This window comes from Oryzomicrobium sp., assembly GCF_021287045.1.
Lineage (GTDB): Bacteria > Pseudomonadota > Gammaproteobacteria > Burkholderiales > Rhodocyclaceae > Oryzomicrobium.
The window spans coordinates 364,263-388,878 of record NZ_JAJTBG010000002.1 but is presented as its reverse complement, the minus strand read 5'-3'; the positions used below and the strand labels follow the sequence as shown (position 1 = coordinate 388,878).

The following is a 24,616-nucleotide window of genomic DNA, read 5'->3' as shown; positions in this document are numbered from 1 at the left end:
GCTTCTTTCACGGGCGCCAGCGGCACCCGATTTCAGAGGTGGGCGCTGCGCCCACCGTCCACGTTGATGACCTGGCCGGTGACGTAGGTCGCCTCGGCCAACAAGAAGCACACCGCCCGGGCGATGTCGTCCGGGCTGCCCTCGCGCTTCAGGAGGGTGTGATCGACGATGGCCTGACGGGCCGCCGCCGGAAAATCATCGCCTTCAGGCCACAGGATCGGCCCCGGCGCCACCGCGTTGACCCGCACCGCCGGCCCCAGCTCGACGGCCAGCGCCCGGGTCAGGGTGAGCAGGGCGCCCTTGGCGGCGCAATACAGGGCGTAGCCTGCCAGAGGCCGCTCGGCGTGGATGTCGGTGATGTTCACCACCGCGCCGCGGCTGGCCGCCAGGGCCGGCGCCGCCGCCTGGGTGAGGAACAGGGGCGCCTTGAAGTTGCTGCCCACCAGGTCGTCCCAGGCCGCCTCGGTGATCTCCCCCAGCGGCGTGGGAAAGAAGCTGGAGGCGTTGTTCACCAGCCCGTCGAGGCGGCCGAAACGCTCCAGCACCCCGTCCACCAGGCCGGGCAGGCTGGCGGTGTCGAGCAGGTCGGCTTGCAGGCAGGCCGCCGATCCCGGGCGCAGGGCCTCGAACTCGGCGGCAAGGGCCTGGGCCTCGGCGACGGCGTGGCGATAGTGCAACGCCACCGTCGCCCCGGCGCCGTGCAGGCGGCGGGCGATCGCCTCCCCCACCCGCCGGGCCGCCCCGGTCACCAGAACCACCTTGCCTGCCAATTCGTGCATCGCTTCCTCGGCCTTGTCCCGTGTGTTGCGCTAAGTTTGCGAATTTTAACGGATTGCCCGATGATTCCGGCCTTTTCCCGAGCGCCGGAAGGCGTGAAAAATTTCACACACCAGGAAATATTTCACACTTCTCTTCCCTTCGCCTCTCCGTCCCTCCTCCGCGGTCCCACTTCCCCAGCGATCCCTGCCATGGCCCTGCCCCTGCCCTCCCCCGACGCCCAAGCCGCCAGCGACGCCCTGAGCAACCAGCTCCGCGCGGCGATCCGCGAGGCCGGAGGCTGGCTGTCCTTCGCCCGCTTCATGGAACTGGCGCTCTACGCCCCCCGGCTCGGCTACTACGCCGGCGGCGCCCACAAGTTCGGCGCGGCCGGGGATTTCGTCACCGCGCCGGAACTGACGCCCCTGTTCGCCCAGGCTGTCGCCGTCCAGGTGGCCCAGGGCATGGCCGGCAGTGCGCCCCAGGTGCTGGAAGCCGGCGGCGGCAGCGGCCGGCTGGCCGCCGACCTGCTGCTCGCCCTGGAAGCCCGGGGTGCACTGCCGGACACCTACGCCATCCTGGAAGTCTCCGGCGAGCTGGCCGCCCGCCAGCGCGACACCATCGCCGCCGCCGCCCCCCACCTGCTGCCCCGGGTGCACTGGCTCGACCGGCTGCCGGAACGCTGGCGCGGCGTGGTGCTGGGCAACGAGGTGCTCGACGCCATGCCGGTGCAACTGGTGCGCTGGAGCGATACCGGGCCTCAGGAACGGGGCGTGGCCCTGGCGGAGGACGGCCGCTTCGCCTTCGCAGACCGGCCCGCCGCCGGGGCGCTGGCCGCCGGCGCGGCCCGGCTGGCCGGGGACTACGGCATCGCGCCGGGCTACCTGTCGGAAATCAACCTGGCGGCGGAAGCCTGGATGGGCGAATGGGGCCGGCGCCTGGAGGCCGGCCTGGTGCTGCTGTTCGACTACGGTTTTCCCGGCCGGGAGTACTACCACCCGGACCGCCGCGCCGGCACCCTGATGTGCCACTACCGGCACCACGCCCACCCGGACCCGTTCTTTCTGCCCGGCTTGCAGGACATCACCGCCCACGTGGATTTCACCGCCATGGCCGAAGCGGCCTTTACCGGCGGCCTGGACGTGCTCGGCTACACCGGCCAGGCGGCCTTCCTCTACAACTGCGGGCTGCTCGACGCCCTGGCCGCCCTGCCCGACGAGAACGCCCGGCTGCGCGCCACCGGCGCGGTGCACAAGCTGACCTCGCCGGCGGAAATGGGGGAACTGTTCAAGGTGCTGGCCTGCGGCAAGGGCCTGGCCGAACCCCTGGTCGGCTTCGCCCGCCACGACCGGCTGGCGGCGCTGTAAGCCTTCGACCCTCCCCGCCCGGGCGGCGGGGGGCATTCGGCGGCGTCTTCGCCCGGATATTGTCCGGATTCGGGCCGCCGCGTACGGGCCGGCCAGGCTCCGAATTTCGTCTCAGGCCCCGTCCTTGGCCTGCCAGAGGGCCCGGGCGAACGCCTTCCAGGCGTCGTTGCCGTGGGCCAGGATGCCCTGGTCGGCGCTGTGCTCCATGGTCATCAGCATGATCCCGGACAGGCCGAACAGGTCGAGCTTGGCCTGGGCCAGATGGTCGCCGCCGGCGGCCTGCTCGCGGATGCGGTGCAGGGCGGTCTCGTCGAGCATCTCTTCGGCCAGGGCACGCATCTGGGCGGGGTTGCCCCAGTCGGCCCCGAGGGCGATCAGGCGGCGGGTGATTTCCAGGGAAACGGCGTCGGCATCTTGGCCGTAGCGCAGGGCATCGATCATGGCGTGTCCTTGTAGGCATGTGCGTGCCGGCGGGGCTCGTGCCCCCGGCCGGCACGGGCGGGATCGACTATGATAAAGTTGTTGGCGTACGTTGTTGTCTGTTGTTTGCTTGCCGCCCTCCGGGGCCGATGAATCGGGAGAGTCCGATGGACGTCACCAGCATTGCCGCCACCGCCACGGCCATGACCACCCTCAACCAGACCAACCAGGTCCAGTTGAGCGTGCTCAAGAAGGCCATGCAGATCGAGCAGCAGGGCGCCATGGCCCTGATCGCCGCCCTGCCCCAGCCCGTTCAGTCCGCCAATCTGCCGGACCACCTGGGCCAGAACGTCAACACCACCGCCTGAGGCTCACAGCTCCAGGCTCTCCAGCCAGGCGGCCAGGTGCTCGGCCACCTGGAGCCAGTCCCGTTCCAGCATCATGCCGTGGCCCATGTCGGGGAAGATATGGGCCGGCACCCCGTAGGCCCCCGCCGTGGCCCGCACCTGGGCGGCCGGAATCAGCCGGTCCGCCTCCGCCCCCATTACCAGCAGGGGCGGCACCCGCATCGCGTACAGCCGCGGCAGGTCGAACAGGCTCATGTCCCACAGTGCCCGGGACGATTCCCCCTGCATCAGTCCGTAGTAGCGCTCCAGCCGCGCCTCATCCATCGGGTGGGCGAACAGCACGTCGGCCAGCAGGTCAGGATGGGCCGCGTGGCCGGCCATGTAGCGGTTGATCTCGCCGAACAGGTCGGGCCGGGCCAGGGCCAGGTGCATGGTGCTGGCCGCCAGCCCGTGGGGCGGCACCGCGGCCAGCAGGGCCGCCGCCGGCCAGGGTTCGTCCTTGGCGTATTCCAGGCACTTCTGCACGACGAAACCGCCCATGGAATGGCCGATCAGCACCGGCGGCCGCTCCATGCCGGCGGCGACGAAGCGCACGTCGCGCACGTAGTCGCCGATGCTCCACCAGTCCAGGTGGTCGTGCCCCTCGCTCTGGCCGTGGCCGCGCAGGGACACGGCTTGGGCCACGTAGCCCCGGGCGGCGAACCAGGCTAGGAAGTACTCGTCCCAGCACCAGGCGCCGATGAAGGCGCCATGGACGAACAGCAGGGGCACGGGCTTGCGCGCCACGCCTGCAGGCGGCAGGCGGGTGATGATTTCCAGTTTTGGGGTCATGGTCGGATCAGGAGAGCGGAGGAAAACCGCCCCGGCGCATCGGCAAGGCGGCGGGGCCGCCGGCCGGGAGGGCATGGTTAAATGGCGGCTTCGGTTTTGGGTTTTTTGTCATGCTGAAGTGGATTATTGCATTGGGCCTGGCGGTCATCGTCATCGGCGTGCTGCATCCGGCCATGGCCCGGCGTCTGCCCCTGGGCCGGCTGCCAGGCGACGTGCGTGTGGCCTTCCGCGGTCGAGCCTACCATTTTCCCTTTACCACCACGTTGCTCTTGTCGGCCCTGCTGGGCCTGGTACTGCGCCTGCTGTAGGCCGGAACCGGCAACGGCCCCTGAGACTCCAACCGCCATGACCCGCGCCCCCCTGCTCTGCCTCCTCCCCGCCATCCTGGCCCTGGCCGCCGTTCCGGCGAGCGCCCAGATGTACCGCTACGTGACCCCGGACGGCCGCGTCGTCTTCGGCGACTCGGTACCTGCCGGCGCCCGCAAGGTGGAAAGCATCGCTCCGGCGGACACGGTGACCCCCGAGCAGAGCGCCGAGGCCCAGCGCCGTCTGCAACAGGAAAAGGCGGAAGCCGCCCAGGGCGATGCGCGCCAGGAGCGCTTCGACGCCTCCTACGATGCCCTCAAGGCGGCGGAACAGAACCTGGAGGCCGCCCGGCAACGGCAGAAGGACGGCGAGGAGCCCCTGCCCGGCGAGCGGGTCGGCAACGTGGGCGGCACCTCGCGCCTGCGCGAGAGCTACTTCCAGCGCCAGGAACAGCTCAAGGCCGACGTGCAGCGGGCCGAGCGCAAGGTGGAAGCCCTGCGCTCCCAGACCCGGTCCCTGGAGTAAGGGCCGCCGGCTGCGGCCGGTGCCGTGGGTACGCGGCTACGGCCGTACCGCCCCGATCCTCCCTCTCCTGCTCATCCCTCCCGTTCAGCATCTTCGCCCGTCGCAGGCACCGGCATGCCCCGACATGCCTGGCGACGCCATCGCCAACGGGTGCCGGGGCGTCCGGGGAGTACTTTCGATCTATTAATTTTCTTCATGTTTCCCAACAGGCGGAGCGCCAAACACCAATACTGGCGCGGACCTTTGCTTTCCGCCAAGCTGGATAGATGAATTTTATTAATACATCCGGCGCCGCCTAGCCGCTCCGTCGTCCCTATTGCCTGCCCGATACCCACGGCTAGCCGGTCCAGCCCGGGCGGATCGGCCAGCCTCACGATCCCGCAGCGCCCCCTGTGGAAAGGCGCGCCCCGCTTGGCGTTCCCGCGCATGGCCGTGCAACGCCGCGGCGTCGACCGTTCCTCACATCCTTTATCGGAAAATCGGCCAGGGGCGCCGGTTACAGGCGCACGCCCGTCCAGCCCCTCTGCCCCTCAGCCGGACAACGCCTCGGCCACCGCCCGCACCCGGGCCTGGTGCAGCCGCTCGGGGATGGTCGCCGGCTTGCCCGCTTCCTGGCACTGCCGGGCGATGGCGCCGCCGTCCACCGCCGCCGCCGCGGCCCGGGCCCGCTCCCACAGCGCCGCCGCCGGATAGGGATCGTCGCCGTGGCCGAGGCGCCCCTGGGCGTCGCAGGCGCAGGCGGCGAGGAGCTGGGCGAATCGCTCCGGGCGGCGGAAGGCGTCGCAATGCTCCAGCACCTTGACGTAGGTGGACGGGGTGAGGTGCTCGTCACGCCCGGCGGCCCGGTGGATGGTGCCGTGGTAGCGGGTGCACAGGCGGGCCAGATCGCGGCAGTCGGTCGGCACCTTCCAGCGGGCGGCCAGGGCCTCCACCAGGGGCACGCCGCGCTCTTCGTGGCCGTGGTGGTGGGGCAGGTACTCGGCCGGGGTGGAGCCCTTGCCCAGGTCGTGGCACAGGGCGGCAAAGCGCACCGGCAGGGGCTCGCCCCGGGCCGCGGCCCGGTCGAGCACCAGCAGCAGGTGGGCGGCCACGTCCCCTTCCGGGTGGAATTCGTGGCGCTGGGGCACGCCGAACAGGGCGTCAATCTCCGGCGCCAGCCGGGCCAGGGCGCCGCACTCGCGCAGCACCTGGATCAGGCGCGACGGCGCCGGCTCCATCAATCCGCGGGAAACCTCCTGCCAGACCCGCTCGGGCACCAGGTGGTCGGCCTCGCCGTCGTCCACCATGCCGCGCATCAGGGCCAGTGTTTCCGGCGCCACGGTGAAATCGGCGAAGCGGGCGGCGAAGCGGGCCAGGCGCAGGATGCGCACCGGGTCCTCGGCAAAGGCCGGGCCGACGTGGCGCAGCACCTTGGCGGCCAGGTCGGCCCGGCCGCCGTAGGGGTCCACCACCGTGCCGTCGCCGCCCACTTCCTCGGCCATGGCGTTGATGGTCAGGTCGCGCCGGGCCAGGTCCTCTTCCAGGGTGACGTCTTCCGCCGCGTAAAAGGCAAAACCGTGATAGCCGCGCCCCGTCTTGCGCTCGGTGCGAGCGAGCGCATACTCCTCCTTGCTTTTGGGATGGAGAAAGACGGGAAAATCCCGCCCCACGGGCAGGTAGCCCTGGGCCACCATGGCCTCGGGGGAGGCGCCGACCACCACGTAGTCCCGGTCGTTGACCGGTCGGCCGAGGAGCCGGTCGCGCACGGCGCCGCCGACGATGTAGGTTTTCATGGGCAGGAAGGCTGGGTTCGCTCAGGTGGAGGAAAGCCCCGGCAAACCGGGGCGCGGGAGAACACACTGCAACGAAGGCCGCTCGCCCGGTAGCAGGCACCGATACGCCCGCCCCCACGGGCGGGTTCGGGCAGCGTCCCGCACAGGACCGACCTGCGCCGAACGAAGCGCCGCTGGCTGCCGCCGGGTCGATGCCAACGGCCAAAAGACGCAAGGCCCTCGGTCGAGGGCCTTGCAGCGGGCGACCGCGGGGGTCTCCTGGAAAGCGCCGGCTGGCGCGGTGCGGTCAGCGGTCAGCGACCGGCGTGGGCGCGGAACACGTCCAGGCGCAGCTTGGGCTGGTGGCGGCCCAGATAGGTGGGGGCCACCGCTTCCAGGTATTCCGGGTTCCAGCCGGCCGGGGCGACGCTGTCGCCGGCCAGCACGCTGTCGATCTCCATGGAGCGCAGGTTGTCCGGGGACAGGGGCGGCTTGGGCAGCAGGGTCATCAGGCCGGCCTGCAGGTAGGCCCAGCCGTCGGACAGGGCGATCACCGGGCGGCGGTGACCGGTGAGCTGGCCCACGTACTCGACGATCTGGCGCAGGCTGTAGACCCGGGGGCCGGCCAGGTCGTAGGCGCGGCCGAAGGTGGATTCGTCTTCCAGGCTGGCGATGAAGGCCCGGGCCACGTCCTCGACCCACACCGGCTGGAAGCGGGCGCTGGCGCCGCCCAGGGGCATCACCGGGAAGGACTTGAGCAGACGGGCGAACATGTTGAGGAAGGCGTCGCCGCGGCCGAAGATCACCGAGGGGCGGAACACGGTCACGTCCAGCTCGCCCTGGGCAGCCAGGACGATGGCTTCGCCGGCGGCCTTGGAGCGCAGGTATTCGGAAGGCGCGTCGGCGGCAGCCTTGAGGGCGCTCATGTGCACCAGGCGGCGCACGCCGGCCTTCTTGCAGGCGGAAACGATGATCTGCGGCAGGTCCACGTGGGCGCGCTTGAAGGCCGGGCCGTAGGGCAGGGCCGGGTCGCTGTGCAGCACGCCGACCAGGTTCACCACCGCGTCCACGCCGTCCATCAGGCGCACCAGGGCGGCTTCGTCGAAGACGTCGGCCTGGATCATGTCCACGGCGGGCAGCAGGATCAGTTGCTTGGTGCGCTCGCGGCGGCGGGTGGGCACCACCACCGAGATGTTCCGTTCCACGAGCTGGTTGGCCAGGTGGGTGCCAACGAAACCGCTACCGCCGATTACCAGGATCTTGTTCATCGCCATGGGTGCAAAACCGTCGTTTTAGGAAGGGGGACGGCCGCGCCGTCCGGGAAGCGTGCTTTTGCTTTACGCCGGCATTTTACGCCAAAACGCGGCGTTTTCGCCCTTCCCTTCGGTTTCTGCCCCGTTTATGGCAGTTCCTCGCCCTTCTCCAGCAGGCTCGCGTCGGCCCCGCCCCGGGGCGCCACGGTGCCCAGCAGGCGCTTCAGCGACGGCGGGGTGCCGTCGAACAGGGCGCCGTAGTAGACCGCGTTGTTCATCACTTTCTTGACGTAGTCGCGGGTCTCGGAGAAGGGGATGGTCTCGGCGTACACCGCCCCTTCCAGGGGCTTCACGTCCTTCCACTTGCGCGCCCGGCCGGGGCCGGCGTTGTAGGCGGCGGAGGCCAGCACCGGGTGGTTGTCCAGGCTTTCCTTGACCAGGCGCAGGTAGGAGGTGCCGAGCATCAGGTTCACCTCGGTGTCGGTGACCCGGCCCGGGTGGTAGTCGGCCAAGCCGATCTTCTTGGCCACCCAGCGGGCGGTGGCGGGCATCAGCTGCATCAGGCCGGAGGCGCCCACCGACGAGCGGGCGCCGGTAACGAAGCGCGATTCCTGGCGCATCAGGCCGTACACCCAGGCTTCGTCCACCTGGGCCGAGCGGGCGGCAGGGCGCACCTGGTCGGCGTAGGGGGCCAGGTAGCGCAGGGAGAAGTCGTGCTCGCCCCGGGTCTTTTCCGCGGAATAAATGGCCCGGTCGTAGAACTCGGCGCGGCGCGCCACCTCGGCGGCGGCGAGCAGGTCCCGGTCGGAAAGGCCCCGGGTGCCCCAGTTCCATTCGCGCACGGCCTCGGTGCGCAGGCCCAGGCGGTTCAAGGCCAGGGCGCGGCGGAAGGCGGGGTTGGCGCCGGCCTTGGCCAGCTCTTCGGGGCTGGCGGGGCGGGCCTTGGGCGGCACGGTGATGCTGCGCCCCATCTCCTCGTCGGCCAGGGTGCCGTAAAAGTGGGGCTGGCCGGACAACCGGGCGAACAGGGCGTTGGCCGCCTCCAGCTGGCCGCCGGCCTTCTTGGCCCGGCCGAGCCAGTACACCCATTCCGGCTGGGCGGCCTGGGCGGGCGCCATGGCCTCGATGCTGCGCAGTACCTCGCCCCAGTCCTGGGCGCGCAGGGCGGCCCGGGTGCGGAAGGCCAGGGCATCGTCGGACACCAGGGGGGCGGCCAGGGGCTTGCCCAGGGCCGCGTCGGCCTTGCGGTAGTAGCCCAGGGCCTCGGGCATCAGGCGGAAGGCGGCCTGCCAGCCGGCGTAGGCCCAGGCGTAGGCCCGGTCCTCGGGGGTGAGGCGGGCGCCCAGGCGGTCCAACTGCTCGGCGGCCATGGCCGGGTCGTTCTTGGCGATACGGGCCAGGGCGAGCACCGCCAGTTCGCGGCTGGTGCGGCCGTCCAGGCTGCCGGCGGGTTGCTTGATCAGGTAGGGCAGGGGCTTGTCGAGCACCAGGTCGAACAGCTTGGCCGAGGGGGTCTGGCCCTCGGGCAGGTACTGGAGGGTGGCCCGCGCCGCCCCCTGCTTGCCGGTTTCCACCTGGCGGCGCACCCGGGCCCAGACGTCGGTGGTGCCGACCTTGCCCTGGGCGACCAGGGCATTGAGCACCGGCTGGCAGCCCTCGGGCACTTCCAGCTGGGTCAGCCACAGGGCCCGGGCGTCGTCCAGGGCGGCGGCGTCGCCCCGGGCCAGGCGGGATTGCAGGGCGTAGCAGTTGAGTTCGGGGTCGCCCTGGACCAGCTTCGGGTATTCGGCGTCGAAGACGCTCCAGCGGCCGTAGCGGCCCAGCTGCTTGAGCCACTCGCCGCGCAGCTTGTCGGCCAGGTAGGTGCCGTCCTCCCGGGTCAGGAAGGCGCGGATGGCGTTGTCGTCGACGTCGCCGGGGCGTTTCAGGGTGGCGGAAAGGAGCCAGTAGGTCGGGTAGGCCCCCAGTTCGCTGCCCTGGAGATCGGACGCCAGGGCGGTGAGCTTGGCCCGGTCGCCGAGGCGGGCGGCATCCTTGGCGGCGAGCAGACGATCGTCGTCGCTCTGGGCCAGGGCGGTGTTGCAGGTCAGGGGCGCCAGGGCCAGGACGAAGGACAGGCGGGCGGCGGCGACCAGGGGCGCGAAGCGGGTGGCGCGGCGGAGCAGGCGGCGAGACGGCATGTGATAGGCTGCGGCAAATTGCGGACGTCCCGGCTTTCGCACCTGGCAGGCCGGTAGGGCCGCGACGGACGAATGGGAGGCTGGGGACGAGTGGGACGGTTTGAGGATAACACGGTGAACGCAGGGGACGCCCCCAGGATGACAGCGCCGGCCGACGGGATTGCCGGGGCCGCCCGGGATGCCGCGCAGCGGACGGCGGCGCGCAAGCGGCTGCGCCAGGACATGATCGCCCGGCGCGAGGCCCTGCCCCCCACCGATGCGGCGCAGCGCAGCGCCGCCGTGTGCGCCCACCTGACGGCGCGCTTTTCCGCCGACTTCTTCGCCTTCTTCCCCGACGGGCGAGCCAAGACCATCGGTTTTTGCTGGCCGGTGCAGAACGAGCCGGACCTGCGCCCGGCGATCCGCACCTGGCTGGCCCAGGGCGGCCACGCCTGCCTGCCGGTGGTGGTGGCCCCCGGCGAGCCCCTGGCCTTCCGCCCGTGGACCCCGGCCACGCCGCTGGCGCCGGACCGCTACGGCATTCCCACGCCGAGCGAAGGCGACCTGGTGCTGCCCGACGTGCTGCTGATCCCGGTCAACGCGGTGGATGGGGCGGGCTTTCGCCTCGGCTACGGCGGCGGCTTCTTCGACCGCACTCTGACCAGGCTGGCGGCTGTCGGCCACCCGGTGGTGACCCTGGGAGTGGGCTTTGACTTCCAGCGGGTGGACACCATCCACCCGGAACCCCACGACGCGCCCCTGATGGGGCTGGTGACCGAATCGGGCTTCGTCGAATTCGACTGAGCCGGTCGGTTTACTCAGGCATCGGACAGAAGCCCCGCCCCGCCTCGTTCTCCAGACAGGTGCCGCGGAGCGCCGCGCCAGTCCTCGATCCCCAGACAGCCATATCGGAAAGCCGCGCCCCGCTTGGGGTTGCGGCGTGCAGCTTCTCGCCGCCGCGGTGTTCGTTCGGTGTTACAGAGCGCCGGGGGACAGCGCCCCCCGGCGCGCGGCGCCTCCGCCGGCCTCAGCCGAGGAACAGCTTGTAGGCCGGGTTGTCGCTCTCGTTCCAGTACAGGTAGCCGAGCTGATCGAGGAAGCGGTTGAAGTCGCCCATGTCCTCCGGCGGCACCTGCATGCCCACCAGCACCCGGCCGTAGTCGGCGCCGTGGTTGCGGTAGTGGAACAGGCTGATGTTCCAGCCGGCGCTCATCTTGTTGAGGAAGTTCATCAGGGCGCCGGGCCGCTCGGGGAATTCGAAGCGGTAGAGGATCTCATTCCGCACGTTGGGCGCGTGGCCGCCGACCAGGTGGCGGATGTGCATCTTGGCCATCTCGTCGTCGGTCAGGTCCAGGGTCGGGTAGCCGTGCTTCTGCAACTGCTCCACCAGCTTCAGGGACTCGGCCCGGTTGCCCACTTGCAGGCCGACGAAGACGTGGGCCTCGGACTTGTCGTTGTAGCGGTAGTTGAACTCGGTGATGTTGCGCGAGCCGATCAGGGAGACGAACTTCTTGTAGCTGCCGGGCTTCTCCGGCAGGGTCACCGCCAGCACCGCCTCGCGCTGCTCGCCCACCTCGGCCCGCTCGGCGACGAAGCGCAGGCGGTCGAAGTTGGTGTTGGCGCCGGAGGCCACCGCCACCAGGGTCTGGCCCTTGAGCTTGTGGCGCTTGGCGTACTCCTTGGCGCCGGCCAGGGCCAGGGCGCCGGAGGGTTCGAGGATCGAACGGGTGTCCTCGAACACGTCCTTGATGGCGGCGCAGATGGCGTCGGTGTCCACCAGTACCACCTCGTCCAGGTATTCCTGGCACAGGCGGAAGGTTTCCTCGCCGACGAACTTGACCGCCGTGCCGTCGGCGAACAGGCCCACCTGGTCGAGACGCACCCGCCGCCCGGCCTTGAGCGAACGGGCCATGGCGTCGGCGTCGAAGGTTTCCACGCCGATGATCTTGATGTCCGGACGCACCCGCTTCACGTAGGCGGCCACCCCGGCGGCCAGGCCGCCGCCGCCGATGGCGCAGAAGATGGCGTGGATCGGCCCGTCGTGGCGCGAATGCTGGCGCAGGATCTCCATGCCGATGGTGCCCTGGCCGGCGATCACGTCCGGATCGTCGAAGGGATGGACGAAGGTCAGCTTCTCGGCCTTTTCCAGCTCCACCGCGTGGGCATAGGCCTCGTCGAAGGACTCGCCGGCCAGCACCACCTCGCCGCCCCGGGCCGCCACCGCCTGGACCTTGATCTGGGGCGTGGTGGTGGGCATGACGATCACCGCCCGGCAGCCGATCTTGGCCGCCGACAGGGCCACGCCCTGGGCGTGGTTGCCGGCGGAGGCGCAGATCACGCCGCGCTTGAGCTGGGCCGGCGACAGGTGGGCGATCTTGTTGTAGGCCCCGCGCAGCTTGAACGAGAACACCGGCTGCATGTCCTCGCGCTTGAGCAGGAAGCGGTTGCCGAGGCGAGCCGACAGGTTGGTGGCGAAATCCAGGGGGGTCTCGACGGCGGCGTCGTAGACCTGGGCGTTTAGCACCTTGGTAAGGTAATCGTGCGGCATGGGAAGAGGGGGCTGCCGAAGGCGTAAAGCGACCCAGTGTACCCCCCGGGTCGGGGCGCAGTCCATGCGCGGAGCGTCCCGAGCGGCATATCCACCGCCGGCCCCAAAAAAACGGGGCGGGTGCCTGCCGGCCCCGCCCCGCTGGTCCGCCGTGGCGAACCGGATGGGTCAGAACGAGTTGCGGATGCTGAGGTTGAAGCTGTGCATGGTCATGGAACCCATGCTGTTGCTGTACTGATAGCGGGCACCCAGGGACCAGGAGCGCTTGAAGTCGACGTCGCTGCCCAGGCCGAACACCAGGGCGTTACGGTTGATCCGGGTCGGCGCGATCTGGTAGATCGCCCCCCCAGGTCGTCCGCATAAGCGACCCGGGCCACGCCGGGGTCCTCAAAGTCGTGCTGGTACTCGGTGCGGAAATTGGGCCGGATGCGCGCCGACTCCAGGGCGATCACGGTTTCGCCGCGCAGGCCCCAGGACAGCTTGGTGGTGTTCACCGTCTGGGAGAAGTAGGTCAGGTTGTAGAACCCGGCCCCGCTCTCGCTGGTGGCGTCGAGCCGCGTCTCGGCCAGGTCCAGCCGCCCGTAGGGGGACAGCAGGAACTGGTCGGTGCGGAACTCGTAGGCGCCGCTGACCGAGGCGAACCACTGGGTACCGCTGCGCTTGGCAGTAGCGAAGGTGCCGGCCGGCGCCGAGTAGCGGCGCGATTCCATCTCCAGGTGGCCGACGCCGACGATGGCGTCGATGAAGGTACCGGGCATGGGCTGGTAGCTGCCGTACAGCGAGAAGGAGTAGTCGTTGCCGCTGTTGCGCCCGCCTTCCTGAAGCTTGGTCCAATCCCGGCCGAAGCCGGCGCCGACGCCCAGGACCAGCTTGTCGCCGAAGCGGCGGTCGGCGCCGAAGGAAATGCCCGAGGTGGTGAAGGTCATGCCCGCATCCTCCTGGCGGCCGATGTTGATCACCCCGGCACTCCACACGTCGATGCCGCTGCCGAAGGCATCGTTGGACTTGCTGCCGATGTTCAGGGAGGGCAAGCCCTGGGCGGACAGGCGCCCGCCGGAAATCAGCGAGAAGGGATCGAATCCGCCGCCCCCGGCCTGGGGCTGGGCCCCGCCGCCCATACTCCCGGACGGCACACCGTTGCCGGAATTGACCCCGGCCACGCTGCCCGTGCCGATCATGGTCGGCACCGGGCTGCCCGGCTGGGCGGACGCCAGCGCGTTGCCGCGCCGTTGACGCTGCTGCGGCTCCTGGGCCGGCGGTTGCGGATTCTGGGAACCCGGCCCGTCGGTGGTCGGCCCCTGCCCCGGCAGGTTCCCACCGGCCAACGGCGCTGCGGCCCCATCTTGCCGGCGCAGGCGGCCATGCAGGCTTTCCAGGCGGGACTGGAAGTTGCCGATCTGGGCCTGGCTGAAGCGCCGGGCGGTTTCCACCTGGCTGCCCACCAGGCCCGTCACCGTGGCGTCCTGGGTCGGGTCCGGACGGCCCATGACCTGGATCGTCACCGTCGCCGGAGCCGAGGTGGCCGTGGTGTTGGTCGCGGTATAGACGAAGGAATCCGTGCCCTTGAAGCCGGCATTCGGACTGTAGGTGATCGCCGCCCCATTCACCGCCACGGTGCCGTGCACCGGCGCGGTGGTCACCGCCACGCTGTTGGCCGCCCCCCCCGTCAGATTGAGGGGAATCGGGTTGTTGGCGCTATTGATCTGCACGGTGACGTTGACCGCCCCGGCCACCGGGGCCTGGGGATTGACCGTGATCGTCACCGTCGCCGGGGCCGACGTGCCCCCGGCGTTGGTCGCCGTGTAGGTGAAGCTGTCGTTTCCCGAGTAGCCGGCGGCGGGGGTATAGGTGATGCTGGTGCCCGACGCCGTGGCCGTGCCGTGCTGGGCCGGGGCGGCCACCGCCACGCTGGTCGGCACACCGCCGCTGATGCTGAGCGTAACCGGATTGGCGCTGCTGCCAAAGGCCACCGTGGCGCTCACCGCCCCGGCCACCGGCACCTGGGGATTGACCGTGACTGTGACCGTCGCCGGCGCCGACGTACCGCCGGCGTTGGTCGCCGTGTACGTGAAGCTGTCGCTGCCGACGTAGCCGGCGGTGGGGGTGTAGGTGATGCTGGTCCCCGACGCGGTTGCCGTGCCGTGGCTGGCCCCCGCCACCACCGCCACGCTGGTCGGCGCACCGCCGCCTGCGAGGTTGAGGGTAATCGGATTGGCCGAGCTGTTGTAGGCCACCGCAACGCTCACCGCCCCGGCCACCGGCACCTGGGGCGTCACCGTGATCGTTACCGTCGCCGGCGCCGACGTACCGCCGGCGTTGGTCGCCGTGTACGTGAAGCTGTCGCTGCCCGAATAGCCGGCGGTGGGGGTGTAGGTGATGCTGGTGCCCGACGCGGTAGCCGTGCCGTGGCTGGCCGCCGCCACCACCGCCACGCTGGACGGTGCGCCGCCGCCAATGTTGAGCGTGATGGCATTGGCCGAGCTGCCGTAGGCCACCGTGGCGCTTACCGCGCCGGCTACCGGTACCTGGGGATTGACCGTGATCGTCACCGTCGCCGGCGCCGACGTGCCTCCGGCGTTGCTCGCCGTGTAGGTAAAGCTGTCGCTGCCCGAATACCCGGCATTCGGCGTGTAAGTAATGCTGGTGCCCGACGCCACCGCCGTGCCGTGGCTGGCCCCGCTCGCCACCGCCACGCTGGTCGGCATACCGCCGCCGATGTTGAGCGTGATCGGGTTGGCGCCGCTGCCGTAGGCCACTGTGGCGCTCACCGCTCCGGCCGTCGGCACCTGGGGATTGACCGTGACCGTCACCGTCGCCGGCGCCGACGTGCCCGTCGCATTGGTGGCCGTGTAGGTAAAGCTGTCGCTGCCCGAATACCCGGTATTCGGCGTGTAAGTAATGCTGGTGCCCGACGCCACCGCCGTGCCGTGGCTGGCCCCGCTCGCCACCGCCACGCTGCTCGGGGCGCCGCCGGTGATGTTGAGCGTGATCGCATTGGCCGAACTGTTATAGCCCACCGTGGCGTTCACCGGGCCCGCACCCGGCAACTGGGGATTGACCGTGATCGTCACCGTCGCCGGCGCCGACGTGCCGCTGGCGTTGGTCGCCGTGTACGTGAAGCTGTCGCTGCCCGAGTACCCGGTATTCGGCGTGTAAGTAATGCTGGTGCCCGACGCCACCGCCGTGCCGTGGCTGGCCCCGCTCGCCACCGCCACGCTGCTCGGGGCGCCGCCGGTGATGTTGAGCGTGATCGCATTGGCCGAACTGTTGTACGCCACCGTGGCGCTCGCCGCATTGACTATCGGTAGCGGGGGATTGACCGTCACCGAATAGGTACGGAGGGTGGAAAAGGGCGCGCCGGTGCCGCCGGTGCTGTCGGTTGCTTGGACGGTGAAGTTGTAGGTGCCTTCGGCCGTCGGCGTCCCGGACAGGGTGCCGCCGGTAGCCAGGCTCAAGCCGGGCGGCAGGCTGCCATTGGACACACTGAACGTATAGGGGGCCACGCCGCCGCCCGCCGTGAGCGTCTGGGTGTAGACCGTGTTCCGGATCGGGTTCGGCAACGAGGTTGGCGACAGGGTCAGGGTCGGGGCGTTGACGGTCACAGCAATAGTGCCGCTGGTTCCGCTGTAGGGCCCGGACCCTGTGCTGCTGTCGCTGGCACTGACGGTGAACGAATAATTTCCCGCCGCGATCGGCGTTCCGCTGACCAGGCCGGTCGCGTTGAGGGTCAAGCCCGGCGGCAGACTGCCACTGGCCACGACAAAACTGTTGTAGGGCGCCGTGCCGCCGCTGACGTTGATCTGCTGACTGTAGGCGGTGGCCGGCGTAGCCGCCGGCAGGGTTGCCGGAGAAAAGCCCAGGGTCGGTGCAGCGATGGTCAACGAAATATTGGAACTGGTCCCGGAATAGGGGCCCGTTCCGCCACTGCTGTCGGTTGCGCGCACAGCAAAGGTGAAGGTTCCGCCCGCTGTCGGCGTGCCCGACAGTACACCGCCGGAACTCAAGGTCAGGCCCGCCGGCAGGCTGCCGCTGATGATTGTATAGGTATAAGGGCCGGTACCTCCGCTCGCCGAAAACGACTGGCTGTAGGCCGTCGCCACGGTGCCTCCGGGTATGGTGGCCGGGGTTATGTTGATCCCGGGAGGTGCAATCGTCAGGGAATAGACCTGGCTGATCGTCGCGGTCGTAACGTCGGTAGCCGTCACGGTGAATGAGAACGTCCCGCTTGAGCTAGGGGTGCCCGAAACGACGCCATTGGCAGTATTGAGGCTCAAGCCAGTGGGCAGCGCTCCGGCGCTAATGGAATACACATAGGACGAGCCGCCACTGGCAGCAAAAGTCTGGCTGTAGGCAACCCCCATGGCTCCCGCCGTGAGCGTTCCAGCGGCAGGCGTCATGGCCAGGGTTGGAAAATTGGGCGACACCATCAGGTTGTCGATGCTTATAAAACCATCGCCATCTGCGGCGAACCGAAGCTCATTGATGTTGGTGAAATCCAGCTGGACCGTTTTGAAACTGTAGGTGTCACTGGTCAGCGAAATGACTTTGCCGTCCACAATCGCGCCATTGAGGTAGGCCGTGATCGTGACGGAACTGTTAGTCCCCGGGCTCGATATTTCCAGTGAACTAATATTGAAATGGTCATATCCGGAAATCGTGCCGATCCGCGCAGGGTTGGCGCTTGTGCCGTAGCAGGTACCGGCGCAGTCTGTCGTCGCATACGGCCCTGGATGGGGAGGGATGTAGTTCGCCCCGGCATCGCTGTCTAGAAACCACGTGTTGTAGAACCGCAGCCCGCTGCCATCAAGTACTTCAAAGGGGAAGCCTAGCGTAGGCGAGGGCGGACCAAACGTGACCGGCCCGGTTTGCACCACAGCCCCGGCCGACGTGGCTCCCATCACGGACAGCAGCAACAACAGGATGCGCAGCAGGCGCATGGCAAGCGACATTCTTGACGACACTACGTGTTCTCCAGCAACGATCGGTAATTCAGGCGGCGACTCGGTCCCCGGTATCAGGGACGTGCCGGAAAATCTCCAACTAGGCAGATACATAGGTTCAGCACGAGGTAAGGCTGGGCGTTGTCATGCGCCTGGCCTTCACCACTGACACCGATCAGTGCCGGTGACATGGCGCCATTGGCCGCTTGGCCGGAATACGTCCTCACTGGCGCGGAACGGCTTCCCACCGTCACGCCTTTCGCCCAGTAATGGCCTGCAGGAGACGTGACGGTGCCGTTGCCGTTTTGCACCGTCACGGCATGGTTATGGGCAGGCATGGCATCGGCGGTCAGGCTTTCGCTCATGGCTGCCCTGCCGCCATGGCCATCGGGGGGCGGATCATGAACAGGTAGATGCCCCGCTCCGCCTCGTCGATCAAGCGCTGCAACAGCCCTCCGCCGACGCCCAGGCGCCGGTAGTCGCGCAGCAGGGCGATATCCACCACCCGGATGTCGCCCACCTGGCGATTGACGTACAGCCGGCCGGCCGGCCGTCAACGACAATCAGGTCGAATGCCGGGTGGTCGTAATTGCGCTGATACTGGGCATGCTGGAAATCGAATTGCTGGCGTAGAAAGTGCTCCCACGCGGCCTCGTCCCAGCCGACCAGCTCCCGCTCCTCATCGCGCGACGAGGCATAGACCTGGAACAGGAATTCCAGGTCGGCGGAAGTAACGGGGCGCAACTCGACATGCGGCGGCAACGGTGTCGCCATGGAAGTCCGTTCAGGAAATCGGAACCGGTCAGCTTGCTCGATCGGCGGAATCGCCGCCGTCAAACACCAAATCCCGCGCAATATCGCTAAAGACTCCCCCTCTGGCAATTCAACCTAAGGCATAGAATCTATATATAAAGTCAGAGTAAGCCGGCTAATAACGCCAAAAATCACCATTTTGGTGCACAAATCCGTGTTTTATTTTTATGACAGGTTCGCCGAAGCGCAATTTCCTGCTCCAAAACGCACCGGCGACGAGTAGGCCCGGTTGTCAGATCGGCCCATAATGCCGGCCACTTTCGTGGCGGACGCGCTCTGGGCCGCCCACGCCTTCCACCACCTTTTCCCCGCCCCACCTCCATGCTCGAATGGCTTTCCGACCCGGCCGTTGGCCTGGGCGGCCTGTTTCTGGTCAGCCTGCTGGCCGCCACCTTGCTGCCCATCGGTTCCGAAGCGTTCTTTCTGGCGTTCGCCTACGCCCACCCGGACACCCTGGCGGCGGCGCTGCTGGTGGCGACCCTGGGCAATACCCTGGGGGGAATGACCTCCTACGCGGCCGGGCGGGTCTTGCCCCACGGGGCGCGTTGGGAACGGTTGCAGCGCGGCGACGGCCCCCTCTCGCCGGCCTGGCTGGCGCGGATGCACCGCTGGGGCAGCGCCAGCCTGCTGCTGGCCTGGGCGCCGCTGATCGGCGACGGGCTGTGCCTGGTGGCTGGCTGGCTGCGCCTGTCCTGGCCGGCCTGCGCCCTCTACATGGCCGCCGGCAAGGCCGCCCGCTACGGGGTGCTGGCCCTGGGGGCCGGCTGGCTGGCGGGATGATGGCGGCGGCGGGGCGGACGCCCTTGCCCCGAAACGCCCGCCGCCCCGGTTAACCCCATGATGGATAGGGGCTTTGCCGCCTCCGGCGCAGGGACCGCCGCGGTTTTTCCGCAGCGCAATACTGTAAAATCCTGTTTTTAAGGACTGCGGCGAACGCCACGCACCTCCATGACTGCACGCCTGCGCGAAATCCCCTACAACTACACGTCGTTTTCCGATCGCGAGATCATCATTCGCCTGCTCGGCGAGGAAAACTGGCAGATCGTCGAAGAACTCCGCAGCGAGCGGGTCACCGGCCGCTCTGCCCGGATGCTCTACGAAGTCCTCGGCGACGTGTGGGTGGTCACCCGCAACCCCTATCTGCAGGACGACATGCTCGGCAACCCGGGGCGCAGCAAGGCCCTGGTGGACGCCCTGCGCCACCGCCTGCGCGAGGTGGAAAAGCGCCGCCGCGCCACCGAGAACGAAGATCCGGCCCGCTCCGAGAAGGTGCGCAAGCTGGTGGTGGCCGCCGGCGAGGCGGTGGACCGCTTCGAGCAATGGTTCGACAAGACCGGCGAGCTGCGCCGCAAGGCCCTCAAGTCCCTGTCCCGCCACACCCGCCGCGACAACATCGCCTTCGACGGCCTGGCCCGGGTGTCCCACGTGACGGACGCCACCGACTGGCGCGTCGAATACCCCTTCGTCGTCCTCTATCCCGATACGGAAGAGGAAATCGGCCCCCTGGTGCGCGACTGCATCGCCCTGGGCCTGACCATCATTCCCCGGGGCGGCGGCACCGGCTACACCGGCGGCGCCGTGCCCCTGTCGCCCTACTCGGTGGTGATCAACACCGAGAAGCTGATCGACATGGGTCCGGTGGAGCACCTGGAACTGCCGGGCGTCGGCCACAAGGTCGCCACGGTGCGCACCGGCGCCGGCGTGGTCACCCGCCGCGTCATGGAACGGGCCGAGGATGCGGACCTGGTGTTCGCCTGCGATCCGACCTCGGCGGATGCCTCCTGCATCGGCGGCAACATCGCCATGAACGCCGGCGGCAAGAAGGCCGTGCTGTGGGGCACCGCCCTCGACAACCTGGCCTGGTGGAAGATGGTCACCCCCGACGGCAACTGGCTGGAGGTGGAGCGGCTCAACCACAACATGTCGAAGATCCACGACCAGGAGCTGGCCACCTTCCGCCTGCGTCGCTTCGACGCGGAAGGCAAGACCCTGCTGGGCGAGGAGTTGCTCGAGATCCCCGGCCAGAAGTTCCGCAAGGTCGGCCTGGGCAAGGACGTCACCGACAAGTTCCTGTCCGGCCTGCCCGGGGTGCAAAAGGAAGGCACCGACGGCATCATCGTCGCCGCCCGTTGGGTGCTGCACAAGATGCCGCCGGTGACCCGCACCGTCTGCCTGGAATTCTTCGGCCAGGTGCGCGAAGCCGTGCCCTCCATCGTCGAGATCACCGACTACTTCAAGCCGGGCGGCGCCGGCGCCCAATCCGGCGTGCTGCTGGCCGGCCTGGAGCACTTGGACGAGCGCTACGTGAAGGCGGTGGGCTACGCCACCAAGGCCAAGCGCCACGGCCGGCCGAAGATGGTGCTGATCGGCGACCTGGTGGGCCACGACGAGGCCGCGGTGATGGCCGCCGCCTCGGAAGTGGTGAAGATGTGCAACCTGCGCGGCGCCGAGGGCTTCATCGCCGTCTCGCCCGAGCTGCGCAAGAAGTTCTGGCTCGACCGTTCGCGCACCGCCGCCATCTCCAAGCACACCAACGCCTTCAAGGTGAACGAGGACGTGGTGATCCCCCTGCCGCGCATGGGTGACTACTGCGACGGCATCGAGCGCATCAACATCGAACTGTCGATCCAGAACAAGCTGGAGCTGTGCGACGCCCTGACCGAGTTCCTGCAAGGCGACCTGCCGGTCAATGCCGGCGATTCGGCCCTGGACAAGGACGTGCTGATCGGCGACCGGCGCGAGGCGGCCCTGGAGCACGTAGCCCAGGTGCGCGCCCGCTGGGAATGGCTGCTGGCCAACCTGGACCTGCCCCTGGCCGAGGCCGAGGCCCGCTTCGCCGAATTCGGCATCAATGCCGGCGAGCTGACCAACCGGGCGGCCAACCCGACCCTGTTCCACCGCTTGCAGGACTATTCGGTGCGGGTGTCGTGGAAGAAGGAGCTGAAGCGCCCCCTGGAAACCATCTTCGACGGCAACGTCTACCGGCCGACCCTGGAAAAGATGGAAGAGGCCCAGAAGGCCGTGCTGCGCGGCCGGGTCTTCGTCGCCCTGCACATGCACGCCGGCGACGGCAACGTGCACACCAACATCCCGGTGAACTCGGACCACTACGCCATGCTGCAGACCGCCAACGCGGCGGTGGACCGCATCATGGCCCTGGCCCGCAGCCTGGGCGGAGTGATCTCCGGCGAGCACGGCATCGGCATCACCAAGCTCGACTACCTGACCGACGCGGAGATGCAGCCGTTCCGCGACTACAAGGCCAAGGTGGACCCGGAAGGCCGCTTCAACAAGGGCAAGCTGTTGCCCGGCGGTAACCTGGTGAACGCCTACACCCCGTCGTTCAACCTGATCGGCCACGAGTCGCTGATCATGGAGAAGTCCGAGATCGGCGGCGTGGCCAACATGATCAAGGACTGCCTGCGCTGCGGTAAGTGCAAGCCGGTGTGCTCGACCCACGTGCCCCGGGCCAACCTGCTCTACTCGCCGCGCAACAAGATCCTCGGCACCGGCCTGCTGATCGAAGCCTTCCTCTACGAGGAACAGACCCGGCGCGGCGTGTCCCTGGCCCACTTCGACGAGTTCAACGACGTGGCCGACCACTGCACCATCTGCCACCGCTGCGTGAAGCCCTGCCCGGTGGACATCGACTTCGGCGACGTGTCGGTGGCGATGCGCAACTTCCTGCGCAAGCAGGGCAAGAAGCGCACCGACCCGGGCAAGGCCCTGGCCATGGCCTTCCTCACCATCAAGGACCCGGCCACCATCAAGGCGATGCGGGTCGGCATGATGGACATCGGCTACAAGGCCCAGAACCTGGCGCACAAGGTGGCCAAGTCCCTAGGACTGATCCAGGAGCAGGTCAAGCATCCGCCCGCCACCCTGGGCACCGCGCCGATCAAGGCCCAGGTGATCCACTTCATCAACAAGCCGATGCCGGGCAACCTGCCCAAGCGCACCTCCAGGGCGCTGCTCGACATCGAGGACGATGCGGTGATCCCGGTGATCCGCAACCCGAAGAAGACCACCGAGGAATCCGACGCGGTGTTCTACTTCCCCGGCTGCGGCTCGGAGCGCCTGTTCTCCCAGGTCGGTCTGGCGACCCAGGCCATGCTCTACGAGGTCGGCGCCACCACCGTGCTGCCCCCGGGCTACCTGTGCTGCGGCTACCCGCAGACCGCCGCCGGCGAGGAGGACAAGGGCCAGAAGATCACCACCGACAACCGGGTCCTGTTCCACCGGGTGGCCAACACCCTCAACTACCTGGACATCAAGACGGTGATCGTCTCCTGCGGCACCTGCATGGATCAGCTGCAGAAGTACGAGTTCGAGAAGATCTTCCCCGGCTGCCGCCTGCTCGACATCCACGAGTACCTGATGGAAAAGGGCGTCAAGGCCGAGGGACTGAGCGGGGTGAAGTACATGTACCACGAGCCCTGCCACACGCCGATGAAGACCCACGCCTCGGCCAAGGTGCTCGAATCGCTGATGGGCGCCCCGGTGCCCCTCAACGACCGCTGCTGCGGCGAATCCGGCACCCTGGCGGTGTCCCGCCCGGACGTGTCCACCCAGGTGCGCTTCCGCAAGCAGGAAGAAATCGAGAAGGGCGCCGCCGCCCTGCGCGGCGACGATGCCGACGCCAAGGTGAAGATCCTCACCTCCTGCCCGTCCTGCCTGCAAGGCCTCTCCCGTTACCGGGACGACGCCAACCTGGAGGCCGACTACATCGTGGTCGAAATGGCCAAGTCCGCCCTGGGCGACAACTGGATGGCCGACTATGTGCAGAAGGCCAACCAGGGCGGCATCGAGCGGGTGCTGCTGTAAGACGCCGGCCGGAACCAAACCCACTCGCGGGGCATCCATTGGATGCCCCGTTTTTTTGCCCCCGACGCCCGTCTGGCGTTCCCCGGCGCAAGGCGGCACAATCTCCCCAACTCCATTTGTGTGAAATATTTCACACTTTCCCCATCCGCCTGCGGACCTTCCCGCCCCCTGGAGGCCCCGATGTCCGTGCCCGACCTGACCTCCCCCAACGCCGCGTCCGCCTACCTGGCCACCCTGCCCCTGGCCGACCCCCTGGCCACCCTGGGCCGCCTCGCCCCCTACATGGACGCCCTGGCGGCGCGCGCCCTGCCCGCTCCCGCCCAATTCGCGGCGCTGCACGGCGCGGAAGCGCCCCTGGCCCTGGTGGTGGAAGACGCGGAAAAGCGCCTGCGCGGCCGCCCCCTGCCCTTCGCCGAGGCCGAGACCGCCGTCCTCGCCCAGACCCTGGCCTTGCTCGCCGCCTGCGCCGATGCCTGGCGGCGCCTGGCGGACGGGCTGGCCAGCCAGGGCCCCCAACCCGTCGGCGCCCCGGCCCATGCCGAACCGGCGCAGGCCTACGAACGCGCCCTGTTCCACCGCGGCCAGGCCCTGCAAATCGCCCTGCTCGCCCGCAGCGAGCCACCCGCCGGGCTGTGGCGCCAACTGCACGGCGACTTCGCCGCGGCCGAAGCCGCCGGCGTGGCCGCCCAGGCCTGGCCCGACCGCAAGGGCCGCACCGTGGGGCCGATGCGCCACTACGTGGCCACCCTGCTCATCGACATGGCCAAGCCGGCCTCCCAGAGCTTCCGCGAGCAGCGCCAGACCCAACGCTGGGCGCGCCGCCTGGCCAAGCTGGCGCCGGTGATGCCCTTGCCCGCGGACGGCGAGCTGCCGCCCTTCCTGATCGACCTGCGCGCCGACCGGGGCCTGCGCAGGCAAGGCCGCAACGATGGCGATGCCCGGGGCGCCCTGCGCGTCCTGGACAGCGCCCCCCTGGCCGAGCACCTGCGGCGCCTGAAAAGCCGCCTCAAGGCCGGCCACAGCCCGGCCGAACTCGGCCTGGGCGAGGGACTGGGCGCAGACGAATGCAGCCGCCTGCTTGACCACCTGCGTCCCCCCTGGTCCCAACAGGCCTTGGCCCGGGCCTACGCGCCCGAACCGATCCAGGGCCAGGCCCGACTGATCACCGCCTTCTCCGCCCTGGCCTGGCACCTCGGCCAACTGGCGCCGGATGCCGCCAGGCCGGTGCAGACCCGCAACGACTTCGACCGGCTGGTGGTGTTCGGCAGCAGCGGCAGCCAGGGCACACCCCAGGTGCCAGAAGCCAGCGAATGGGGCGTGATCGAGCAGGGGGCCGAGGCCTGGCGGCTCTTCCACCCGAGGCCACCGGAACGCCTCTTCCACGACCAACTGGTGGCGGTGGCGGATTCCGCCGGCCGCTTCGGTCTCGGCCGGGTTTCCAGCCTGCTGATGGCCCTGGGGGGCGGGCTGGCGGTCAAGGTGCGACGCATCGACGGCCCGGTAGCCGGCGTCCTCGCCCGCTTCGCCGACGGGGGCGAGACCCATCCCGCCCTATGGGTCGGCCATAACGAGCTGCCGGCCCTGCTTCTGCCCCGGGGCGCCTACCGGCGCGGCCGCCTGGCCGACGTACCGCCCCCGGCGGCGGCCGGAAACGGGCGCCAGCAGTGGCGCCTGGAAAGCGTCCTCGCCGCCGGCGCGGACTGCGAACTCGCCGCCGTCCAGCCGGTCTGACTTTCGCCCTCGGATCGGCCTCCGGCGTGATGGATTCCCTTGTCG

Annotated in this window: 18 protein-coding genes and 1 pseudogene; 8 read left to right on the top strand and 11 right to left on the bottom strand. The window is 69.1% G+C overall.

Translation table 11 applies throughout. The features are described 5' to 3' along the window. Positions 1-32: 32 nt before the first annotated feature. The gene (locus LWW89_RS03660) at positions 33-779 is read right to left on the bottom strand and encodes a pteridine reductase (RefSeq protein WP_293261221.1); all 747 of its coding nucleotides are present in this window, start codon (positions 777-779) and stop codon (positions 33-35) included. A gap of 189 nt (positions 780-968) precedes the next feature. Between LWW89_RS03660 and LWW89_RS03655 the strand changes: the two genes are divergently transcribed. Continuing rightward, complete coding sequence (locus tag LWW89_RS03655) at positions 969-2,123, top strand: SAM-dependent methyltransferase (RefSeq protein WP_293261219.1); 1,155 nt, start codon at positions 969-971, stop codon at positions 2,121-2,123. 111 nt (positions 2,124-2,234) lie between these two features. On the opposite strand, the gene LWW89_RS03650 is transcribed toward LWW89_RS03655, so the two are convergent. After that, the gene (locus tag LWW89_RS03650) at positions 2,235-2,564 is read right to left on the bottom strand and encodes a hypothetical protein (RefSeq protein ID WP_293261216.1); all 330 of its coding nucleotides are present in this window, start codon (positions 2,562-2,564) and stop codon (positions 2,235-2,237) included. Between the two features lie 146 nt (positions 2,565-2,710). On the opposite strand from LWW89_RS03650, the gene LWW89_RS03645 reads away from it, so the two are divergent. Beyond that, positions 2,711-2,911: a putative motility protein gene (locus LWW89_RS03645; protein ID WP_293261213.1), complete on the top strand. Its 201-nt coding sequence runs from the start codon at positions 2,711-2,713 to the stop codon at positions 2,909-2,911. 3 nt (positions 2,912-2,914) lie between these two features. Here the strand turns inward: LWW89_RS03645 and LWW89_RS03640 are convergent, their stop codons facing one another. Further along, positions 2,915-3,721 (bottom strand): alpha/beta fold hydrolase, encoded by an 807-nt coding sequence (locus LWW89_RS03640; RefSeq protein WP_293261210.1) that lies wholly within the window; start codon positions 3,719-3,721, stop codon positions 2,915-2,917. Between the two features lie 110 nt (positions 3,722-3,831). Between LWW89_RS03640 and LWW89_RS03635 the strand changes: the two genes are divergently transcribed. Both LWW89_RS03635 and LWW89_RS03630 read left to right on the top strand, forming a co-directional pair. After that, positions 3,832-4,029, top strand: coding sequence for a DUF2905 domain-containing protein (locus tag LWW89_RS03635; protein WP_293261207.1), 198 nt, complete (start codon positions 3,832-3,834; stop codon positions 4,027-4,029). 37 nt (positions 4,030-4,066) lie between these two features. Next, complete coding sequence (locus LWW89_RS03630) at positions 4,067-4,552, top strand: DUF4124 domain-containing protein (RefSeq protein WP_293261204.1); 486 nt, start codon at positions 4,067-4,069, stop codon at positions 4,550-4,552. Positions 4,553-5,082: 530 nt separating this feature from the next. Here the strand turns inward: LWW89_RS03630 and LWW89_RS03625 are convergent. The 3 genes from LWW89_RS03625 to LWW89_RS03615 form a co-directional block, all read right to left on the bottom strand. After that, positions 5,083-6,324, bottom strand: coding sequence for a multifunctional CCA addition/repair protein (locus tag LWW89_RS03625; protein ID WP_293261201.1), 1,242 nt, complete (start codon positions 6,322-6,324; stop codon positions 5,083-5,085). A gap of 293 nt (positions 6,325-6,617) precedes the next feature. Further along, positions 6,618-7,577, bottom strand: coding sequence for a complex I NDUFA9 subunit family protein (locus tag LWW89_RS03620; RefSeq protein WP_293261198.1), 960 nt, complete (start codon positions 7,575-7,577; stop codon positions 6,618-6,620). A gap of 125 nt (positions 7,578-7,702) precedes the next feature. Next, positions 7,703-9,736, bottom strand: coding sequence for a lytic transglycosylase domain-containing protein (locus tag LWW89_RS03615; protein WP_293261195.1), 2,034 nt, complete (start codon positions 9,734-9,736; stop codon positions 7,703-7,705). Between the two features lie 114 nt (positions 9,737-9,850). Here LWW89_RS03615 and LWW89_RS03610 point away from each other — a divergent pair, with 114 nt between their 5' ends. Then, a complete protein-coding gene (locus tag LWW89_RS03610) occupies positions 9,851-10,519 on the top strand; it encodes a 5-formyltetrahydrofolate cyclo-ligase (RefSeq protein ID WP_293261192.1) in 669 nt (222 codons plus the stop codon). A 223-nt stretch (positions 10,520-10,742) separates the two neighbouring features. Here the strand turns inward: LWW89_RS03610 and ilvA are convergent, their stop codons facing one another. The 5 genes and pseudogenes from ilvA to LWW89_RS03590 all read right to left on the bottom strand — a co-directional run bounded on the left by ilvA (position 10,743) and on the right by LWW89_RS03590 (position 17,741). Further along, positions 10,743-12,263: a threonine ammonia-lyase, biosynthetic gene (gene ilvA / locus LWW89_RS03605; RefSeq protein WP_293261189.1), complete on the bottom strand. Its 1,521-nt coding sequence runs from the start codon at positions 12,261-12,263 to the stop codon at positions 10,743-10,745. Between the two features lie 209 nt (positions 12,264-12,472). Next, on the bottom strand, positions 12,473-16,144 hold the full coding sequence (locus LWW89_RS03600) for an Ig-like domain-containing protein (RefSeq protein ID WP_293261186.1): 3,672 nt from the start codon (positions 16,142-16,144) through the stop codon (positions 12,473-12,475). Positions 16,145-16,180: 36 nt separating this feature from the next. After that, a pseudogene (locus LWW89_RS17540) lies at positions 16,181-16,624 on the bottom strand (putative Ig domain-containing protein); the annotation flags it as partial. A gap of 653 nt (positions 16,625-17,277) precedes the next feature. Then, positions 17,278-17,568, bottom strand: a complete 291-nt coding sequence (locus LWW89_RS03595; protein WP_293261183.1) for a hypothetical protein — start codon at positions 17,566-17,568, stop codon at positions 17,278-17,280. Continuing rightward, a complete protein-coding gene (locus tag LWW89_RS03590; RefSeq protein WP_365780952.1) occupies positions 17,565-17,741 on the bottom strand; it encodes a GNAT family N-acetyltransferase in 177 nt (58 codons plus the stop codon). The genes LWW89_RS03595 and LWW89_RS03590 overlap by 4 nt, the downstream gene beginning before the upstream one ends. A gap of 596 nt (positions 17,742-18,337) precedes the next feature. On the opposite strand from LWW89_RS03590, the gene LWW89_RS03585 reads away from it, so the two are divergent. The 3 genes from LWW89_RS03585 to LWW89_RS03575 all read left to right on the top strand — a co-directional run bounded on the left by LWW89_RS03585 (position 18,338) and on the right by LWW89_RS03575 (position 24,571). Next, positions 18,338-18,796, top strand: a complete 459-nt coding sequence (locus tag LWW89_RS03585) for a DedA family protein (protein ID WP_293261177.1) — start codon at positions 18,338-18,340, stop codon at positions 18,794-18,796. A 168-nt stretch (positions 18,797-18,964) separates the two neighbouring features. Then, positions 18,965-22,840, top strand: a complete 3,876-nt coding sequence (locus LWW89_RS03580; RefSeq protein WP_293261175.1) for a DUF3683 domain-containing protein — start codon at positions 18,965-18,967, stop codon at positions 22,838-22,840. A 180-nt stretch (positions 22,841-23,020) separates the two neighbouring features. Then, positions 23,021-24,571, top strand: coding sequence for a hypothetical protein (locus LWW89_RS03575; RefSeq protein WP_293261173.1), 1,551 nt, complete (start codon positions 23,021-23,023; stop codon positions 24,569-24,571). The last annotated feature ends 45 nt before the right edge of the window (positions 24,572-24,616 follow it).

Coding starts and splice junctions, on each gene's coding strand:
- LWW89_RS03655 (WP_293261219.1), top strand. CDS start 969: ATGGCCCTGCCCCTGCCCTCCCCCGACGCCCAAGCCGCCAGCGACGCC.
- LWW89_RS03640 (WP_293261210.1), bottom strand. CDS start 3,721: ATGACCCCAAAACTGGAAATCATCACCCGCCTGCCGCCTGCAGGCGTG.
- LWW89_RS03660 (WP_293261221.1), bottom strand. CDS start 779: ATGCACGAATTGGCAGGCAAGGTGGTTCTGGTGACCGGGGCGGCCCGG.
- LWW89_RS03650 (WP_293261216.1), bottom strand. CDS start 2,564: ATGATCGATGCCCTGCGCTACGGCCAAGATGCCGACGCCGTTTCCCTG.
- LWW89_RS03580 (WP_293261175.1), top strand. CDS start 18,965: ATGACTGCACGCCTGCGCGAAATCCCCTACAACTACACGTCGTTTTCC.
- LWW89_RS03595 (WP_293261183.1), bottom strand. CDS start 17,568: ATGAGCGAAAGCCTGACCGCCGATGCCATGCCTGCCCATAACCATGCC.
- ilvA (WP_293261189.1), bottom strand. CDS start 12,263: ATGCCGCACGATTACCTTACCAAGGTGCTAAACGCCCAGGTCTACGAC.
- LWW89_RS03625 (WP_293261201.1), bottom strand. CDS start 6,324: ATGAAAACCTACATCGTCGGCGGCGCCGTGCGCGACCGGCTCCTCGGC.
- LWW89_RS03630 (WP_293261204.1), top strand. CDS start 4,067: ATGACCCGCGCCCCCCTGCTCTGCCTCCTCCCCGCCATCCTGGCCCTG.
- LWW89_RS03645 (WP_293261213.1), top strand. CDS start 2,711: ATGGACGTCACCAGCATTGCCGCCACCGCCACGGCCATGACCACCCTC.
- LWW89_RS03635 (WP_293261207.1), top strand. CDS start 3,832: ATGCTGAAGTGGATTATTGCATTGGGCCTGGCGGTCATCGTCATCGGC.
- LWW89_RS03615 (WP_293261195.1), bottom strand. CDS start 9,736: ATGCCGTCTCGCCGCCTGCTCCGCCGCGCCACCCGCTTCGCGCCCCTG.
- LWW89_RS03575 (WP_293261173.1), top strand. CDS start 23,021: ATGTCCGTGCCCGACCTGACCTCCCCCAACGCCGCGTCCGCCTACCTG.
- LWW89_RS03620 (WP_293261198.1), bottom strand. CDS start 7,577: ATGGCGATGAACAAGATCCTGGTAATCGGCGGTAGCGGTTTCGTTGGC.
- LWW89_RS03585 (WP_293261177.1), top strand. CDS start 18,338: ATGCTCGAATGGCTTTCCGACCCGGCCGTTGGCCTGGGCGGCCTGTTT.